Genomic DNA, 16,589 nt, shown 5'->3' on the forward strand with positions numbered 1-16,589 from the left:
GAATGGCCGCCACTGACTTCCAGGGTAGAAACGCCATGAGCGAGCCGCGCAAACCCGCCGGGGACCAAGGCCCCGCCGACCCCACCACGCACTTCGGCTACAAGACCGTGCGCGAGAGCGAGAAGGCCGAGAAGGTCGCCGAGGTGTTCCACTCGGTCGCCGCCAAGTACGACCTGATGAACGACCTGATGTCCGGCGGCGTCCACCGGCTGTGGAAGCGCTTCACCATCGAGCTGTCCGGCGTGCGCAGCGGCAACCGCGTGCTCGACATCGCCGGCGGCACGGGCGACCTGACCCGCCAGTTCTCGCGCCTGGTCGGCCCCACCGGCGAGGTGGTGCTGGCGGACATCAACGCCTCCATGCTCAAGGTCGGCCGCGACAAGCTGCTGGACAGCGGCGTGGCCGGCAACGTCAGGTTCGTCCAGGCCGACGCCGAGAAGCTGCCCTTCCCGGACAACCACTTCGACTGCGTGAGCATCGCCTTCGGCCTGCGCAACGTCACCCACAAGGACGCCGCCATCCGCTCCATGCTGCGGGTGCTCAAGCCGGGCGGGCGCCTGCTGGTGCTGGAGTTCTCCAAGCCCACCAGCAGCCTGCTGTCCAAGGCCTACGACGCCTACTCCTTCACCCTGCTGCCGCTGATGGGCAAGCTGGTCACCAACGACGCCGACAGCTACCGCTACCTGGCCGAGTCGATCCGCATGCACCCGGACCAGGAAACCCTGAAGTCGATGATGGTCGAGGCCGGCTTCGACCGCGTCACCTACCACAACATGACCGGCGGCGTGGTCGCCCTGCACCGCGGCATCAAGCCCTGAGATGGCGCTCCTGACCCAGGCGCTGCTGGCCAGCGCCGAAGCCGGCGTGAACCGCGTGCTGCGCCTGGACGGCGTGGCCCTGCAGCGCCTCGCCCGGCTGGCCGGGCGGGTCCTTGAAGTGGACTGCCAGGCCCCCGTGCTGCGCCTGTTCATCCTGCCCGACGCCGACGGCCTGCACCTGGCCGCGCGCCACGAGGCCGCGGTGGATTGCACCCTGCGCGCCCCGGCCGGGCGCCTGCTGCAGCTGGCCCTGGCCGCCGACAAGACCAGCGTGCTGCACAGCCCGGAAGTGGAGATGGGCGGCGACAGCGCCCTGCTGCTGGAGCTGGCCGACATCCTGCAAAGCCTGGAGCTGGACTGGGAATACGAAGTGCAGCGCTGGCTCGGCCCGCTGCCCGCGCAACTGCTCGGCAGCCGCCTGCGCGGCGGCGCGCGCTGGGCCGGCGACAGCCTGGAAAGCCTGCGCCTGAGCCTGGCCGACTACCTCGCCGAGGAAAGCCGCACCCTGGTCGGGCGCAACGAGGCCGAAGCCCGCTTCGCCGAACTCGACCAGCTGAAGATCGCCCTCGACCGCCTCGACGCGCGCCTGGCGCGCCTGTCCAAGAAGCCGAAACCCGACGCATGAAGCTGCTCGCCTTCCGCCGCCTGCTGCGCATCCAGAGCGTGGTGATCCGCTACCGCCTCGACGACCTCATCCTCGAACTGCCGATGCTGCCCTGGTACCTGCGCCTGCTCGGCGGCCTGCTGCCCTGGCGCTGGCTGCCGCGGCGCAAGCTGGAGCTGTCCCGCGGCGAGCGCATCCGCCTGGCCCTGGAGGGCCTGGGGCCGATCTTCATCAAGTTCGGGCAGATCCTCTCGACCCGCCGCGACCTGCTGCCCGACGACATCGCCAACGAGCTGGCGCGCCTGCAGGACAAGGTTCCGCCGTTCCCGCCGGAAGCCTCGGTGGCGCTGATCGAGGAACAGTTGGGGGCCAGGGTCGAGCAGGTCTTCGCCCGCTTCGAGCGCGAACCGCTGGCCTCGGCCTCGGTGGCCCAGGTGCACGCCGCGCAGCTCAAGAGCGGCGAGGAAGTGGTGGTCAAGGTGATCCGCCCGGGCCTGAAGCCGGTGATCCGCGCCGACATCGCCTGGCTGTTCATCCTCGCCCGCCTGGCCGAGCGCATGTCCAGCGACGCCCGCCGCCTGCACCCGGTGGAGGTGGTCAGCGACTACGAGAAGACCATCTACGACGAACTCGACCTGCTGCGCGAGGCCTCCAACTCCAGCCAGCTGCGGCGCAACTTCGACGGCTCGCCGCTGCTCTACGTGCCCCAGGTGTACTGGGACTGGTGCCGGCCCAAGGTGCTGGTGATGGAGCGCATCTACGGCATCCCGGTCACCGACCTGGACACCCTGCGCGACCAGCGCACCGACTTCAAGGCCCTGGCCGAGCGCGGCGTGGAGATCTTCTTCACCCAGGTGTTCCGCGACAGCTTCTTCCACGCCGACATGCACCCGGGCAACATCTTCGTCAGCACCCGCACACCCTGGAGCCCGCAGTACATCGCGGTGGACTGCGGCATCGTCGGCAGCCTCACCGACGAGGACCAGGACTACCTGGCGCGCAACCTGATCGCCTTCTTCAAGCGCGACTACCGCAAGGTCGCCCAGTTGCACATCGACTCCGGCTGGGTGCCGGCGGAAACCCGCGTCAACGACTTCGAGGCGGCCATCCGCACGGTGTGCGAGCCGATCTTCGAGAAGCCGCTCAAGGACATCTCCTTCGGCCAGGTGCTGCTGCGCCTGTTCCAGACCGCTCGGCGCTTCAACATGGAAGTGCAGCCGCAGCTGGTGCTGCTGCAGAAGACCCTGCTGAACATCGAGGGCCTGGGCCGCCAGCTCTACCCCGAGCTGGACCTGTGGACCACCGCCCAGCCCTTCCTCGAGCGCTGGATGCGCGAGCGCGTCAGCCCCGCCCAGCTGCTGCGCAACGCCCAGCAGCACATCGAACAGTTGCCGCACCTGGCGCAGATGACCCGCGACACCCTGGAGCGCCTGGCGCAGCCGCAGGAGCCGCAAGCGGCCGGCGCGCAGCCCCTGGCCGGCGCCTGGGTGCCGCGGCTTATCGGCGCAGTGCTGGTGGCCGGCGCCACCCAGATCGGCCTGGCCACCCACAGTATCGAGGCCTGGCCGGCCTGGGCCATGCTGGCCGGTGGTCTGTATCTGATCCTGCGCCGATAGCCAGTCGTCGCCACTGCTGGCACACTTGGGAATCACCGAAACTGCCGCGGGGCGCGAGAACGCCCGCTGTACGGAAGCGAAGATGAAAGACTGGCTGGACGAAATTCACTGGAACGCCGACGGCCTGGTGCCGGCGATCGCCCAGGACCACAAGACGGGCCGCGTGCTGATGATGGCCTGGATGAACCGCGAATCCCTGGCCCTGACCGCCGCCGAGGGCCGCGCCATCTACTGGTCGCGCTCGCGCGGCAAGCTCTGGCGCAAGGGCGAGGAATCCGGCCACGTGCAGAAGCTGCACGAACTGCGCCTGGACTGCGACGCCGACGTCGTCATCCTGATGGTCGAGCAGGTCGGCGGCATCGCCTGCCACACCGGCCGCGAAAGCTGCTTCTACCGGGTCTACCAGGACGGCGGCTGGAAGGTCGTCGACCCGGTGCTCAAGGACCCGCACGCCATCTACGACAAGCCGGGGCACAGCCATGAGTGACAACACCCTCGCGCGCCTGGCCGAGGTGCTGGAGGGGCGCAAGAATGCAGCCCCCGAAAGCTCCTACGTGGCCAGCCTGTACCACAAGGGACTGAACAAGATCCTGGAAAAGGTCGGCGAAGAATCGGTGGAAACCATCCTCGCCGCCAAGGACGCCGCGCAGAGCGGCGACTGCACGGACCTGATCTACGAAACCGCCGACCTCTGGTTCCATTCCCTGGTCATGCTCGCCGCCCTCGGCCAGCATCCCCAGGCGGTGCTGGACGAGCTGGAGCGCCGTTTCGGCCTCTCCGGCCACGACGAGAAAGCTGCGCGCCAGCCGTCGGCCTGAACCCGATTACTTCGAGGAGAACAAGATGGGCATCTTTGACTGGAAACACTGGGTCGTCATCCTGATCGTGGTGGTGCTGGTATTCGGCACCAAGCGCCTGAAGACCCTGGGCTCGGACGTCGGCGAGGCGGTCAAGGGCTTCCGCAAGGCGATGAACACCGAAGAGGAAGACAAGCCCCAGCAGCCGCCGGCCAACCCGCCGCTGAACCAGCCCCACACCATCGACGCCCAGGCGCAGAAGGTCGAAGAGCCGCAGCGCAAGGACTGATGGGATAGAACGCCATGTTCGGAATCAGCTTCAGCGAACTGCTGCTGGTGGGCCTGGTCGCCCTGCTGGTGCTCGGCCCCGAGCGCCTGCCCGGTGCCGCGCGCACCGCGGGCCTGTGGATAGGCCGGCTGAAACGCAGCTTCAACGCGATCAAGCAGGAAGTGGAGCGTGAACTGGGTGCCGACGAAATCCGCCGGCAGCTGCACAACGAGCACATCCTGCAGATGGAGCGTGAAGCGCAGAAGCTGATGGCGCCGCTCACCGGCCAGCAGCCGCCGGCCGAAACCGCTGCGCAGGCCGAGCCCACGGCAGCGCCGGCGCCGCCCACCATCGCGCCGAACAGCCGCCTGGCCAACATGCCCGGCGTCGGCATCCCGGCCGCGCCCGAGGCGCCCGCCGCCGACGCCGCGCCTGCCGCTCCCGAGGCCCCGGCCGCGCCTGCCGCCGCCCAGACGCCTCCTCCGTCCGAGACGCCGCGTACCCCATGAGCGACGAAAAACCCGAACAGCCCGAAAACGACCAGGAAATGCCCCTGGTCTCGCACCTGACCGAGCTGCGCACGCGCCTGCTGCGCTGCGTGGTGGCGATCTTCGTGATCTTCATCGGCCTGCTGTACTTCTCGCAGAAGATCTACGCCCTGGCCTCCGCGCCGCTGCGCCGCTTCCTCCCGGAAGGCGCGACCATGATCGCCATCGACCCGGCCTCGGCGTTCCTCGCGCCGCTGAAGCTGACCATGATCGTCGCCGTGCTGCTGGCCATGCCGGTGATCCTGGCGCAGATCTGGGGCTTCATCGCCCCCGGCCTGTACAAGCACGAGAAGCGCGTGGCCCTGCCGCTGCTGGCCTCCAGCGTGGTGCTGTTCTACACCGGCATGGCCTTCGCCTACTTCCTGGTGTTCCCGTTGATGTTCCACTTCTTCCTCGGCCAGGCCCCGGAAGGTGTGACGCCGATGACCGACATCAACAGCTACCTGGACTTCCTCACCCTGCTGTTCGCCTTCGGCGTGGCCTTCGAGATCCCCGTGGCCACGGTGCTGCTGGTGTGGATCGGGGTGGTCGACGTGGCCTACCTGAAGAAGATCCGCCCCTACGTCATCATCGGCTGCTTCGTGGTCGGCATGGTCCTCACCCCGCCGGACCCGATGTCGCAGACCCTGCTCGCCGTGCCCATGTGGATGCTGTTCGAGGCCGGGGTGCTGTTCAGCCGGCTGATCCGCAAGCGCAACCGCGACGAGGATGCGCAGCCCGAAGAGAAAGGCGACCAGCCGCCGGCAACGCGCCCGTGAACCTGCTGCTGCTGGACGACGCCGACTTCGTCGCGGCGGACCGCGTGTTGCTGCGCGACCGCCGCCTCACCCACCTGCATGAAGTGCACCGCGCCGAGAGCGGCGACAGCCTGCGCGTCGGCCGCCTGGGCGGGCTGATGGGCGAAGGCCGCCTGCTGAACCTTTCGCGCGACGAGGCCGAGCTGCAGGTGAGCTTCACCCAGGCGCCGCCGGCCAAGCTGCCGCTGACCCTGCTGCTGGCCCTGCCGCGGCCGAAGATGCTGCGCCGCGTGCTGCAGACCGTGGCCGCCATGGGCGTGCCGCGCCTGGTGCTGCTGAACAGCTACCGGGTGGAGAAGAGCTTCTGGCAGACGCCCTTCCTGGAGCCGGCGGCCATCCGCGAGCAGCTCGTCCTCGGCCTGGAGCAGGCCCGCGACACCGTGCTGCCCGAGGTGATCATCGAGAAGCGCTTCAAACCCTTCGTCGAGGACCGCCTGCCGGCCCTGGCCGCCGGCAGCCTGGGCCTGGTCGGCCATCCCGGGCCCTGGCCGGACTGCCCGCGGGCGGTCGAGCAGGCCGTGACCCTGGCCATCGGCCCCGAGGGCGGCTGGATTCCCTACGAGGTCGAGAAACTGCGCGAGTCCGGCCTGGCCCCGGTGCAGCTTGGCGAGCGCATCCTGCGCGTGGAAACCGCGGTCACCGCCCTGCTGGCCCGGCTGTTCTGACCTGAAGGCCCGCGACAGCCCCAACGGGGATCGTCTGTCAGAAATTTACTAAAGAAATTTCAGATTCGTGTCGCCCCGCCGATATGTCAGGCATTGGTCGATCGGCAGCCGCACCACGCGGCGGCCGCTGCCCCACAGTCCCCTGGAGCGCCGCGTTCATGTCCCGCTGGTTCAGCAATCTCACGGTCAACTGGAAACTCGCCATCGGCTTCGGCCTGGTGCTGCTGCTCACCCTGCTCATCGCCCTGACCGGGGCGCTCAACCTGAACAGCCTGATCTCCCGCGGCGACAAGCTGGGCGAGATCTCCAACCTGCTGGGCCTGACCAAGGACCTGCGCACCGCGCGCCTGAAGTACCAGGCCAGCCGCGCGGCGGATGATGCCAAGCTGGTGGAGCAGAGCATCGACCAGCTGGACCGCCAGCAGCAGCGCGTCGGCCAGTTGCTCGACGACGCCGTCGACCTGGAGAAGGTCGAACAGCAACGCCAGCTCACCAAGCAGTACCGCACCCTGTTCAAGAGCCTGCAGAAGTCCTTCGACAGCCGCGACAGCGCGCGCAAGACGCTGATCCGCAAGGCCTCGGTGGTCACCCAGGGGCTGGAGCTGGTGGAGCAGCACCTGGTGGAGACCGGCAGCGTCGAGTCCCTCAAGGCCCTCGCCGACGTCTCCGAGCTGGGTCGCCAGGTGATGGACGCCCGCTTCCAGGTGCTGAGCTACACCGCCAACGAGGACCCCAGCCTCGAACAGGGCGCGATCAGCGCCCTGGAGCAGGTCACCGCCACCGTGGAACAGCGCGCCCAGGCCGCCGTGCCCGAGCAGCAGGCCAACTACCAGGCCGTGGTGAACGCCCTGCACGACTACCGCAAGGCGCTGGACCGCTACCGCAACGAAGTCAACGGCAGCCAGCAGGCGCGCAACCAGATGCGCGACAGCGGCCTGCTGATCGAGAAACTCAGCGTCGAGCTGAGCGACGAGCAGACCGCCAAGCGCGATGAGGACGCCAGCCACGCCAAGCAACTGCTGGCCCTGGCCTCGCTCATCGTCCTGGTGCTGGGCGTGCTGGCGGCCTGGCTGATCACCCGGCAGATCGTCCTGCCGCTGCGCCAGTCGCTGGCCGCCGCCGCGCGCATCGCCGACGGCGACCTCAGCCAGGAGCTGCGCATCGAGCGCCGCGACGAGCTGGGCCAGCTGCAGGCCAGCATGCAGCGCATGAGCCAGTCGCTGCGCGAGCTGATCGGCCGCATCCACGACGGCGTCACCCAGATCGCCAGCGCCGCCGAACAGCTCTCGGCGGTCACCGAGCAGACCAGCGCCGGGGTGAACAACCAGAAGAGCGAGACCGACCAGGTGGCCACGGCGATGACCGAGATGGCCACCACCGTGCTGGAAGTGGCGCGCAATGCCGAGGAAGCCTCGGAGGCCGCCAGCGCCGCGGACCGCGAGGCCGGCGCCGGCGCCCAGGCGGTCAGCGAGGCGGTCGGGCAGATGGACCGCCTGGCCGGCGAGGTCGGCCGTTCCAACGAGGCGGTGCAGCAGCTCAAGCGCGAGAGCGAGAAGATCGGCAGCGTGCTCGACGTGATCAAGGCGGTGGCCGAGCAGACCAACCTGCTGGCGCTCAACGCCGCCATCGAGGCGGCCCGCGCCGGCGACGCCGGGCGCGGCTTCGCCGTGGTGGCCGACGAGGTTCGCGCCCTGGCCCGGCGCACCCAGCAGTCCACCGAGGAGATCGAGGAACTGATCGCCGGCCTGCACAGCGGCACCCAGCAGGCCGTGCAGCGCATGGAAAGCAGCCGCGCGCTCACCGACAACACCCTGGACCTGGCGCGCCGCGCCGGCGAGCGGCTGGAGGCGATCACCCGCACCGTCTCCGGCATCCAGTCGATGAACCAGCAGATCGCCGCCGCCGCCGAGCAACAGAGCGCGGTGGCCGAGGAGATCAACCGCAGCGTGCTCAGCGTGCGCGACATCTCCGAGCAGACCGCCGCCGCCAGCGAGGAGACCGCCGCCTCCAGCGTCGAGCTGGCGCGCCTGGGCAACGAGCTGCAGGGCCTGGTCGGGCGCTTCCGCCTCTGAGTCCTCTCCCCCTCCGGCCCGCCGTCCTGGCGGGCCTTTGCCGACGTACGAAAAATTACGAATCTGGCACTGAAGTTTCAGACAAAATCGCCGATAAGCTGTGACGCACACAGATGCGTCCCGAAAAAGTCCCTCGCCTGCACGACAAGAAGAACGACAAAACAGCCTGCATTTCCGGCTTCGGGCCCGTCCCGCGGCCTCGTCTGCCTGGAGTATTCGACATGTACGATTGGCTGGTCCTTCAGCTCGGCCGCATGAACGTCAGCCTCAAGCTCACCGTGGGCTTCGGCATCTGCCTGCTGCTGACCCTGCTGGTGCTGCTCGGTGGCATCGAGGGCCTGAACGAACAGGGCGCCCACAGCGAACGCCTGACCCACATCGGCCAGCTCGACGGTGGCGCCCGCCAGGCGGAACTGGCGCGCCTGCGCTACCAACTGGACGGCAGCGCGGAACAGGCCCAGCGCCTGCGCACGGTGCTGGGCGAGCTGCAGGCCGGCAGCGAGCGCCTGGCCCGCGACGGCTTCGCCGGGCCCCGCCTCGACGACCTGCGCCAGGCCCTCGCCGCCTATGCCCAGGCCGCCGACGACCTGCTGCGCGCCGACCCGCAGCAGCGCGGGCAGGCCAACCCCGCCCTCGACAGCCGTGCCGAAGCCCTGTTCCGCGCCAGCGGCGCCCTGTTCGACGAGGGCCTGCGCCAACGCGACGCCGCGGCCGGCCAGGCGCAATGGCGCCAGGCGCTGACCGCCCTGTTCGCGCTGTTCTTCGGCGCCCTCTCGGTGTGGGCGATCAACCGCCAGATCGTCCGCCCGCTGCACGAATCCCTCGAACTGGCCGAGCACATCGCCCAGGGCGACCTGTCCCGCGACCTGGTCGGCGACCTGCACCTGCAGCGCCGCGACGAACTGGGCCAGTTGCAGCGCACCATGCTGCGCATGCGCGACAGCTTGGGCGAGCTGATCGGCCACATCGGCGGCAGCGTCGGCCAACTGGCCAGCGCCGCCGACCAACTGTCGGCAGTCACCGAACAGACCCGCGCCGGCGTCGACAGCCAGCGCCTGGAAACCGAGCAGGTGGCCAGCGCCATCGAGGAAATGGCCGCCACCGTGCAGGAGGTCGCGCGCAACGCCGAGCAGGCCTCCGGCGCCGCCCGCCAGGCCGATGCCCAGGCCCGCGACGGCGAGCAGGTGGTCGGCCAGGCCATCGCCCGCATCGACCAACTGGCCGCCGAGGTGGAGCGCTCCACCCAGGCCATGGCGCGCCTGCGCGGCGACAGCGGGAAGATCGGCAGCGTGCTCGACGTGATCAAGTCGGTGGCCGAGCAGACCAACCTGCTGGCCCTCAACGCCGCCATCGAGGCGGCCCGCGCCGGCGAGGCCGGGCGTGGCTTCGCCGTGGTCGCCGACGAGGTGCGCGCCCTGGCCCAGCGCACCCAGCAGTCCACCGCCGAGATCGAGGCGCTGATCGCCGCCCTGCAGCGCGGCGCCGAGGACGCCGCGCAGTGCATGGACGACAGCCGCCAGCTCACCGGCGACTCCGTCGAGCTGACGCGCCGCGCCGGCGACGCGCTGTCGGCCATCGCCCGCAGCGTGGCGCAGATCCAGGACATGAACCTGCAGATCGCCTCCGCCGCCGAACAGCAGAGCAGCGTCGCCGCCGAGATCAGCCGCAGCGTCGGCCAGGTCCGCGACATCGCCGAGCAGTCGGCCGCCGCCAGCCAGCAGACCGCCACCTCCAGCAACGAGCTGGCGCGCCTGGGCGGCGACCTGCAGGGCCAGGTCGGGCGCTTCCGCCTGTAACAGGATTGCAGCGGACAAGCAGGCGGCGCATGGGATAGGCTGGGGGCTCTCGCCCAACCGGAGAGTGACCATGCGCCCGCTGACCATCGACCTCGACGAACTCGCCGTCGCCCTCGACACCAGCGACATCGAGCACTACCTGGACCTGGGCAGCGGCCAGGTGGTGCCGCTGCTGACCGACGCTCCCGACCCGGACCTGCTGCTCCTGCTGGAGCAGGACCCGGAGCGCCTGCTGCCGATCGAGCCGCTGAGCAGCCGCGAATCCCTGGAACTGATGCGCGACTTCCTCCGCGAGGTCGGCGAACCCCACGCCTACGCCGCCATGGCCTCGGCCCTGGAAGGGCGCAAGCCGTTCAAGGCCTTCCGCCACGTGCTCATGGGCTACCCGGACCTGCTCCAGGCCTGGTACGACTACCAGGCCGAGCGCCTGCGCGAATGCGCCCTGGACTGGCTCGCCGACCACGACATCCGCCCGGCGGGCCAAGGCGCCGCGTTGTAGGGCGCATAACGCCTACGGCGTTATCCGCCGCTTGGCCGTGATCCCCGGCGGCTCCGGGGTTGACCTTGGCATTGGCTGTGGCGCCGGTGTATCGGCGGATAACCGCGAACGGTTATTCGCCCTACGCCATTCCCCTGCCCGCGCCTACAAAAACGAAAACGCCACCCCGAGGGGCGGCGTTTTCGTTTGGCCGTGGCCTCAGCCCTTGGGCTGCGGCTTCGACTGTTGCTGCGCGGTGCTTTCCTGCCAGCCGCCGCCGAGCGCCTTGTACAGGTTCACCTCGCTGGTGAGCTGGTTCAGGCGGTCGGTGATCAGCTGCTGCTGGGCGCTGAACAGCGAGCGCTGGGCGTCGAGCAGGGTCAGGTAGTTGTCCACACCGGTGCGGTAGCGCTTCTCGGCCAGGCGGTAGTAGTCCTCGCTGGCCTTGACCAGGGCCCGCTGGGCGGTCAGCTGGTCGCCGTAGGTGCCCCGTGCGGCCAGGCCGTCGGCGACTTCCGAGAAGGCGGTCTGGATGGCCTTCTCGTACTGCGCGACGTAGATGTTCTTCTGCACCTTGGCCAGGTCCAGGCTGGCCTTCAGGCTGCCGGCGTTGAAGATCGGCAGGCTGATGGACGGCTTGAACAGCCAGGTGCCGGAACCCGCGTCGAACAGGCCGGACAGATCCGGGCTCAGGCTGCCGGCGTTGGCGGTCAGGCTGATGCTCGGGAAGAACGCGGCGCGCGCCGCGCCTATGTTGGCGTTGGCCGCCTTGAGCTGGTGCTCGGCCTCGAGCACGTCCGGGCGCCGCTGCAACAGGTCCGAGGGCAGCCCGGCCGGCACCTGGGCCAGCACCTGCTGCTCCAGGTCCATGCCCTGCGGCAGGTCGGCCGGCACGCCGCTGCCCAGCAGCAGGGTCAGGGCGTTCTGGTCCTGGGCCACCAGGCGGGTGTACTGCGCCAGGGTCGCCCGCGCGCTTTCCACCGAGGTCTGTGCCTGGCGCAGGTCCAGGGCCGAAGCCACGCCGACCTCGTTGCTGCGCTTGGTCAGGTCGTAGGTCTTCTGGTAGGTGGCCAGGGTGTCGCGGGTCAGCTGCAGCTGGGCCTGGTCGGCGCGCAGCGTCAGGTAGGCGTTGGCGACGTTGGCCACCAGCGCGGTCTGGGTGCTGCGGCGCGCTTCCTCGGTGGCCAGGTACTGCTCCAGGGCCTGGTCGCGCAGGCTGCGCAGGCGGCCGAAGAGGTCGACTTCCCAGGCGGTGACGCCCAGGGTGGCACCGTACTGGCTGCTGATCATGTCGTTGCCGGTGGTCGACACCCGCTCCGGCAGGCGCTGGCGCGAGCCGCTCACGTCAGCGCTCACCGCCGGGAACAGCTCGGCGCGCTGGATGCGGTACTGCGCCTGGTAGGCCTCGACGTTCAGCGCGGCGACGCGCAGGTCGCGGTTGTTGTCCAGGGCCACTTCGACCAGGCGACGCAGCTGCGGGTCGCTGAAGAAGCTCTGCCAGTCGAGGTCGGCGGCAACGCTCGCGCCGCCGCCCTGGGCGCCGGCATAGGCCGGGCCCTGGGGTAGGCCTGGGCTACCGGCGCCTCGGGGCGCTGGTAGTCCGGGATCAGCGAGCAGCCGGACAGCGCGGCTGCCGCCAGGGCCAGGGTGAGTAAGGACTTTCTCATATCAATGCCCCTTCTCGGTGGTCGCCTGTTGCTTGGACGCCTTGTCCTTGAACAGGGTACTGACCACCACGTAGAACAACGGCACCCAGAAGATCGCCAGCACGGTCGCGGTGACCATGCCGCCGATCACCCCGGTACCGATGGCGTGCTGGCTGCCGGAGCCGGCGCCGCTGGAGATCGCCAGCGGCACCACGCCGAGGATGAACGCCAGCGAGGTCATGACGATCGGGCGCAGACGCATGCGGCAGGCCTCGATGGCCGCGTCGACGATGTGCTTGCCCTCGCGCTCGTGCAGTTCCTTGGCGAACTCCACGATGAGGATGGCGTTCTTCGCCGACAGGCCGATGGTGGTGAGCAGGCCGACCTTGAAGAACACGTCGTTGGATAGCCCGCGCATCGAGGTGGCCAGCAGCGCGCCGATGATCCCCAGGGGCACCACCAGCATCACCGAGAACGGGATCGACCAGCTCTCGTACAGCGCCGCCAGGCAGAGGAACACCACGATGGCCGAGAGCACGAACAGCGAGGTGGTCTGCGAGCCGGCCAGGCGCTCCTCGTAGGACAGGCCGGTCCAGGAGTAGCCGATGCCCTTGGGCAGTTGCTGGACGATCTCTTCCACCGCCGCCATGGCCTCGCCGGTACTGCGGCCGGGGGCCGGCTCACCGAGGATTTCCATGGCCGGCACGCCGTTGTAGCGCGCCAGCTTCGGCGAGCCGTAGGTCCACTTGCCGGTGGCGAAGGCGGTGAAGGGCACCATCTCGCCACTGGCGTTGCGTACGTACCACTTGGCCAGGTCTTCCGGGCTCATGCGCGCACCGGGCTCACCCTGGGCATACACCTTCTTCACCCGGCCACGGTCGATGAAGTCGTTGATGTACTTCGAACCCCAGGCGATGGAAATGGTGCTGTTGATGTCCGCCAGCGAAACGCCCAGCGCGCTGGCCTTCTCGTCGTCGATCAGCAGCTGGTACTGCGGCTCGTCGTTCAGGCCGTTGGGGCGCACGCGCTGCAGCACGGGGTTCTGCGAGGCGAGCTGGAGGAACTTGTTGCGCGCCTGCATCAGCGCCTCGTGGCCGACGCCGGCCTGGTCCTGCAGGTAGATGTCGAAGCCCACGGCGTTGCCCAGCTCCAGCACCGCCGGCGGGGCGAAGGCGAAGACCATCGCGTCCTTGATGCTGAAGAAGTAGTGCTGGGCGCGATCGGCCACGGCGAACACGCTGTTCTCCGAGCCCGGGCGCTCTTCCCAGGGCTTCATCATGATGAAGGCCATGCCCGAGCTCTGGCCGCGGCCGGCGAAGTTGAAGCCGGTGACGGTGAACACCGAGTTGACCGCCTGGCCTTCCTTGTCCAGCAGGTACTCGCGCATGTGGTCGACCACCTTCTGCGTACGCTCGGCGGAGGAGCCCGGCGGCGTCTGCACCTGGGCGAAGAGCACGCCCTGGTCCTCGTCGGGGAGGAAGGCGGTGGGGATGCGGGTGAACAGCCAGGCCATGCCGATGACGATCACCACGTACAGCAGCAGGTACGGCGAGCGGTGCTTGAGGATCGAGGTGACGCCGCGCTCGTAGCCGTGGGTGGTGTCGATGAACTTGCGGTTGAACCAGCCGAAGAAGCCGCGCTTGTGCTCGCCATGGTCGCCCTTCTGGATGGGCTTGAGCATGGTGGCGCACAGCGCCGGGGTGAGGATCAGCGCCACCAGCACCGACAGGGCCATGGCCGAGACGATGGTGATGGAGAACTGCCGGTAGATCACCCCGGTGGAGCCGCCGAAGAAGGCCATCGGCAGGAACACCGCGGAGAGCACCATGGCGATGCCCACCAGCGCGCCCTGGATCTGCCCCATGGACTTGCGCGCCGCCTCCTTGGGCGGCAGGCCTTCCTCGGCCATCACCCGTTCGACGTTCTCCACCACCACGATGGCGTCGTCCACCAGCAGGCCGATGGCCAATACCATGCCGAACATGGTCAGGGTGTTGATCGAGAAGCCGAACGCCGCCAGCACGCCGAAGGTACCCAGCAGCACCACCGGCACGGCGATGGTCGGGATCAGGGTGGCGCGGAAGTTCTGCAGGAACAGGTACATCACCAGGAACACGAGGAGGATCGCCTCGCCCAGGGTCTTGACCACTTCATGGATGGAAGCGGAGACCACCGGGGTGGTGTCGTACGGGTAGACCACCTTCATGCCCTCGGGCATGAAGTCCTGCAAACGGCCGATGGTGGCGCGGATCGCCTTGGCGGTGTCCAGCGCGTTGGCGCCGGTGGCCAGCTTGATGGCGATGCCCGAGGCCGGCTTGCCGTTGAACTGCGCGTTGATGCTGTAGTCCTGGCCGCCGAGAGCCACCCGGGCGACGTCCTTCAGGCGCACCTGGGAGCCGTCGGTGTTGACCTTGAGCAGGATGTCGCCGAACTGCTCGGCGGTCTGCAGGCGGGTCTTGCCGATGATGGTCGCGTTGAGCTGCTGTCCCGGCAAGGCGGGCAGGCCGCCCAGCTGGCCGGAGGAGATCTGCACGTTCTGCGCCTGCACCGCGGTGACGATGTCGTTGGGCGTCAGCTGGTAGCTGTTGAGCTTGGCCGGGTCCAGCCAGATGCGCATGGCGTACTGCGAACCGAACACCTGGAAGTCGCCCACGCCCGCGGTCCGCGACAGCGGGTCCTGGATGTTGGAGACGATGTAGTTCGACAGGTCTTCCTTGGTCATGCTGCCGTCTTCGGAGACGATGCCGACGACCATCAGGAAGTTCTTCACCGCCTTGGTCACGCGGATGCCCTGCTGCTGCACTTCCTGCGGCAGCAGCGGCGTGGCCAGCTGCAGCTTGTTCTGCACCTGGACCTGGGCGATGTCCGGGCTGGTGCCCTGATCGAAGGTCACGGTGATGGTCATGCTGCCGTCGGAGTTGCTCTCCGAGGAGATGTAGCGCAGATGGTCGAGACCGTTCATCTGCTGCTCGATCACCTGGACCACCGTGTCCTGCACGGTTTCCGCGGAGGCACCCGGGTAGCTCACCTGGATGGCGATCGCCGGCGGGGCGATGGCCGGGTACTGGTTCACCGGCAGCGAGAGGATCGACAACCCGCCCGCCAGCATGATCACCAGGGCTATAACCCAGGCGAAGATAGGCCGGTCAATGAAAAACTTCGACATTGCGAAACCCCTTGGTTAACCCTGGCTGTCCGAGGCGGCGGGCGTGCCGGCCTCAGGCGCGGGGGCGACGTTCTTCGCCGGCACGGCCTTGGCCTGGGCGCCGGGCTGGACGTACTGCAGGCCCTCGGTGATCAGGCGGTCGCCGGGCTTGAGGCCCTCGGTGACCAGCCAGTAGGCGCCCACGGTGCGGTCGGTCTTGATGTTGCGCAGCTCGACCTTGTCGTCGGCGCCCAGCACCAGGGCGGTGGGCTGGCCGCGCAGGTCACGGGTGACGCCCTGCTGGGGCGCGAGGATGGCCTTGTCCTTCACCCCTTCCTGCAGCACGGCATGCACGAACATGCCCGGCAGCAGCTCATGCCTGGGGTTGGGGAACACGGCGCGGACGGTCACCGAACCGGTGCCCTGGTCCACCGAGACCTCGGAGAACTCCAGCTTGCCTTCCTGCGGGTAGGCCGAACCGTCCTCGAGGAACAGCTTGACCTTGGCGGCATTGTCGCCGGCCTTCTGCAGGTTGCCGGCGGCCAGCTCGCGGCGCAGGCGCAGCAGCGAGGTGGACGGCTGGGTGACGTCGACGTAGATGGGGTCGAGCTGCTGCACGGTGGCCATGGCGGTGGCCTGGCCGTTGGTCACCAGCGCGCCCTCGGTCACCGCCGAGCGGCCGATGCGCCCGGAGATGGGCGACAGCACCTTGGTGTAGCGCAGGTTGATCTGCGCCTGGTCCACCGCGGCCTTGGCCTGCAGCGCGGCGGCCTGGGCATCGGCGTACTGCTGCTTGCTCACCGCCTCGTCGGCCACCAGCAGCTTGTAGCGCTCGGCCTGCTGCTGGGTGGACATCAGGTTGGCCTTGGCGCTCTGGTAGGTGGCTTCGTAGGTGGCCGGGTCGATCTGGTACAGCTGCTGGCCTTCCTTGACGTCGCTGCCTTCCTTGAAGAGGCGCTTGAGAATGATGCCGTTGACCTGCGGGCGTACCTCGGCCACGCGGAACGCCGTGGTGCGACCGGGCAGCTCGGTGCTCAGCGGCACCGTCTGGGCCTGCAGGGTCACCACCCCGACCTCCGGGATCTGCGCCTGCTGCGGGGCCTCGTTCTTGCCGCAGGCGGCAAGGGTCGCCATGGCGACGAGCAGGGCGCAGACCAGGGCGCGCTTGGCTGGCGTTCGTTGCATATCGTTGTCCTCGTAAGCGAAAGCATCCGGCACCACGGCAGGCAGCCGGGCCGGAAAGGCTGGCAAAATACTTACATTCAGGTTTGTTTGTAAACGTCCGAAAGCCCTGTCAGAAAAGCACTGAAACGTTTTAGCCGATGGCTGATAGTTTCCT

The 16,589-nt window shown here is 68.7% G+C and carries 14 protein-coding genes and 1 pseudogene; 12 read left to right on the forward strand and 3 right to left on the reverse strand.

Annotation, left to right across the window (positions count from 1 at the left end; genetic code table 11):
- Positions 1-35: 35 nt before the first annotated feature.
- The 12 genes from ubiE to PKO50_RS28425 all read left to right on the forward strand — a co-directional run bounded on the left by ubiE (position 36) and on the right by PKO50_RS28425 (position 10,480).
- Entirely contained in the window at positions 36-818 is a 783-nt protein-coding gene (ubiE, locus tag PKO50_RS28370) for a bifunctional demethylmenaquinone methyltransferase/2-methoxy-6-polyprenyl-1,4-benzoquinol methylase UbiE (protein ID WP_109933643.1), read from the forward strand.
- A gap of 1 nt (position 819) precedes the next feature.
- Positions 820-1,443, forward strand: a complete 624-nt coding sequence (locus tag PKO50_RS28375) for an SCP2 sterol-binding domain-containing protein (RefSeq protein ID WP_275627890.1) — start codon at positions 820-822, stop codon at positions 1,441-1,443.
- Positions 1,440-3,038, forward strand: a complete 1,599-nt coding sequence (ubiB, locus tag PKO50_RS28380) for a ubiquinone biosynthesis regulatory protein kinase UbiB (RefSeq protein WP_275627891.1) — start codon at positions 1,440-1,442, stop codon at positions 3,036-3,038. The genes PKO50_RS28375 and ubiB overlap by 4 nt, the downstream gene beginning before the upstream one ends.
- A gap of 82 nt (positions 3,039-3,120) precedes the next feature.
- Positions 3,121-3,525 (forward strand): phosphoribosyl-AMP cyclohydrolase, encoded by a 405-nt coding sequence (gene hisI / locus PKO50_RS28385; protein WP_058487683.1) that lies wholly within the window; start codon positions 3,121-3,123, stop codon positions 3,523-3,525.
- Entirely contained in the window at positions 3,518-3,856 is a 339-nt protein-coding gene (locus tag PKO50_RS28390) for a phosphoribosyl-ATP diphosphatase (protein ID WP_009615404.1), read from the forward strand. The genes hisI and PKO50_RS28390 overlap by 8 nt, the downstream gene beginning before the upstream one ends.
- Positions 3,857-3,881: 25 nt before the next feature.
- Positions 3,882-4,124, forward strand: a complete 243-nt coding sequence (locus PKO50_RS28395) for a twin-arginine translocase TatA/TatE family subunit (RefSeq protein ID WP_089392879.1) — start codon at positions 3,882-3,884, stop codon at positions 4,122-4,124.
- Between the two features lie 14 nt (positions 4,125-4,138).
- Positions 4,139-4,612 carry a Sec-independent protein translocase protein TatB gene (gene tatB / locus PKO50_RS28400; RefSeq protein ID WP_275627892.1) on the forward strand — a complete coding sequence of 158 codons (474 nt, stop codon included), beginning with the start codon at positions 4,139-4,141 and terminating at the stop codon, positions 4,610-4,612.
- A complete protein-coding gene (gene tatC, locus PKO50_RS28405; RefSeq protein WP_074984215.1) occupies positions 4,609-5,409 on the forward strand; it encodes a twin-arginine translocase subunit TatC in 801 nt (266 codons plus the stop codon). Before tatB ends, tatC begins: the two co-directional genes overlap by 4 nt.
- Positions 5,406-6,113, forward strand: coding sequence for a 16S rRNA (uracil(1498)-N(3))-methyltransferase (locus PKO50_RS28410; RefSeq protein WP_275627893.1), 708 nt, complete (start codon positions 5,406-5,408; stop codon positions 6,111-6,113). Before tatC ends, PKO50_RS28410 begins: the two co-directional genes overlap by 4 nt.
- 158 nt (positions 6,114-6,271) lie before the next feature.
- Entirely contained in the window at positions 6,272-8,185 is a 1,914-nt protein-coding gene (locus PKO50_RS28415) for a methyl-accepting chemotaxis protein (RefSeq protein ID WP_275627894.1), read from the forward strand.
- A 221-nt stretch (positions 8,186-8,406) separates the two neighbouring features.
- Positions 8,407-9,981, forward strand: coding sequence for a methyl-accepting chemotaxis protein (locus PKO50_RS28420; RefSeq protein WP_275627895.1), 1,575 nt, complete (start codon positions 8,407-8,409; stop codon positions 9,979-9,981).
- Between the two features lie 70 nt (positions 9,982-10,051).
- Positions 10,052-10,480: a UPF0158 family protein gene (locus tag PKO50_RS28425; protein ID WP_275627896.1), complete on the forward strand. Its 429-nt coding sequence runs from the start codon at positions 10,052-10,054 to the stop codon at positions 10,478-10,480.
- A 198-nt stretch (positions 10,481-10,678) separates the two neighbouring features.
- Here PKO50_RS28425 and PKO50_RS28430 read toward each other — a convergent pair.
- From PKO50_RS28430 to mexA, 3 genes and pseudogenes are all read right to left on the reverse strand, one after another.
- Positions 10,679-12,126, reverse strand: a pseudogene (locus PKO50_RS28430) (AdeC/AdeK/OprM family multidrug efflux complex outer membrane factor).
- Between the two features lies 1 nt (position 12,127).
- Positions 12,128-15,271 (reverse strand): efflux RND transporter permease subunit, encoded by a 3,144-nt coding sequence (locus tag PKO50_RS28435; protein WP_275627897.1) that lies wholly within the window; start codon positions 15,269-15,271, stop codon positions 12,128-12,130.
- 15 nt (positions 15,272-15,286) lie between these two features.
- Positions 15,287-16,435, reverse strand: a complete 1,149-nt coding sequence (mexA, locus tag PKO50_RS28440) for a multidrug efflux RND transporter periplasmic adaptor subunit MexA (protein WP_275627898.1) — start codon at positions 16,433-16,435, stop codon at positions 15,287-15,289.
- Positions 16,436-16,589 lie beyond the last annotated feature (154 nt).

This window comes from Pseudomonas sp. 273, from assembly GCF_029201425.1.
Lineage (GTDB): Bacteria > Pseudomonadota > Gammaproteobacteria > Pseudomonadales > Pseudomonadaceae > Pseudomonas > Pseudomonas delhiensis.

Excerpts from the sequence above, each read along its gene's own strand:
- ubiE (WP_109933643.1), top strand. The coding sequence starts at position 36 with ATGAGCGAGCCGCGCAAACCCGCCGGGGACCAAGGCCCCGCCGACCCC.
- PKO50_RS28375 (WP_275627890.1), top strand. The coding sequence starts at position 820 with ATGGCGCTCCTGACCCAGGCGCTGCTGGCCAGCGCCGAAGCCGGCGTG.
- ubiB (WP_275627891.1), top strand. The coding sequence starts at position 1,440 with ATGAAGCTGCTCGCCTTCCGCCGCCTGCTGCGCATCCAGAGCGTGGTG.
- hisI (WP_058487683.1), top strand. The coding sequence starts at position 3,121 with ATGAAAGACTGGCTGGACGAAATTCACTGGAACGCCGACGGCCTGGTG.
- PKO50_RS28390 (WP_009615404.1), top strand. The coding sequence starts at position 3,518 with ATGAGTGACAACACCCTCGCGCGCCTGGCCGAGGTGCTGGAGGGGCGC.
- PKO50_RS28395 (WP_089392879.1), top strand. The coding sequence starts at position 3,882 with ATGGGCATCTTTGACTGGAAACACTGGGTCGTCATCCTGATCGTGGTG.
- tatB (WP_275627892.1), top strand. The coding sequence starts at position 4,139 with ATGTTCGGAATCAGCTTCAGCGAACTGCTGCTGGTGGGCCTGGTCGCC.
- tatC (WP_074984215.1), top strand. The coding sequence starts at position 4,609 with ATGAGCGACGAAAAACCCGAACAGCCCGAAAACGACCAGGAAATGCCC.
- PKO50_RS28415 (WP_275627894.1), top strand. The coding sequence starts at position 6,272 with ATGTCCCGCTGGTTCAGCAATCTCACGGTCAACTGGAAACTCGCCATC.
- PKO50_RS28420 (WP_275627895.1), top strand. The coding sequence starts at position 8,407 with ATGTACGATTGGCTGGTCCTTCAGCTCGGCCGCATGAACGTCAGCCTC.
- PKO50_RS28425 (WP_275627896.1), top strand. The coding sequence starts at position 10,052 with ATGCGCCCGCTGACCATCGACCTCGACGAACTCGCCGTCGCCCTCGAC.
- PKO50_RS28435 (WP_275627897.1), bottom strand. The coding sequence starts at position 15,271 with ATGTCGAAGTTTTTCATTGACCGGCCTATCTTCGCCTGGGTTATAGCC.
- mexA (WP_275627898.1), bottom strand. The coding sequence starts at position 16,435 with ATGCAACGAACGCCAGCCAAGCGCGCCCTGGTCTGCGCCCTGCTCGTC.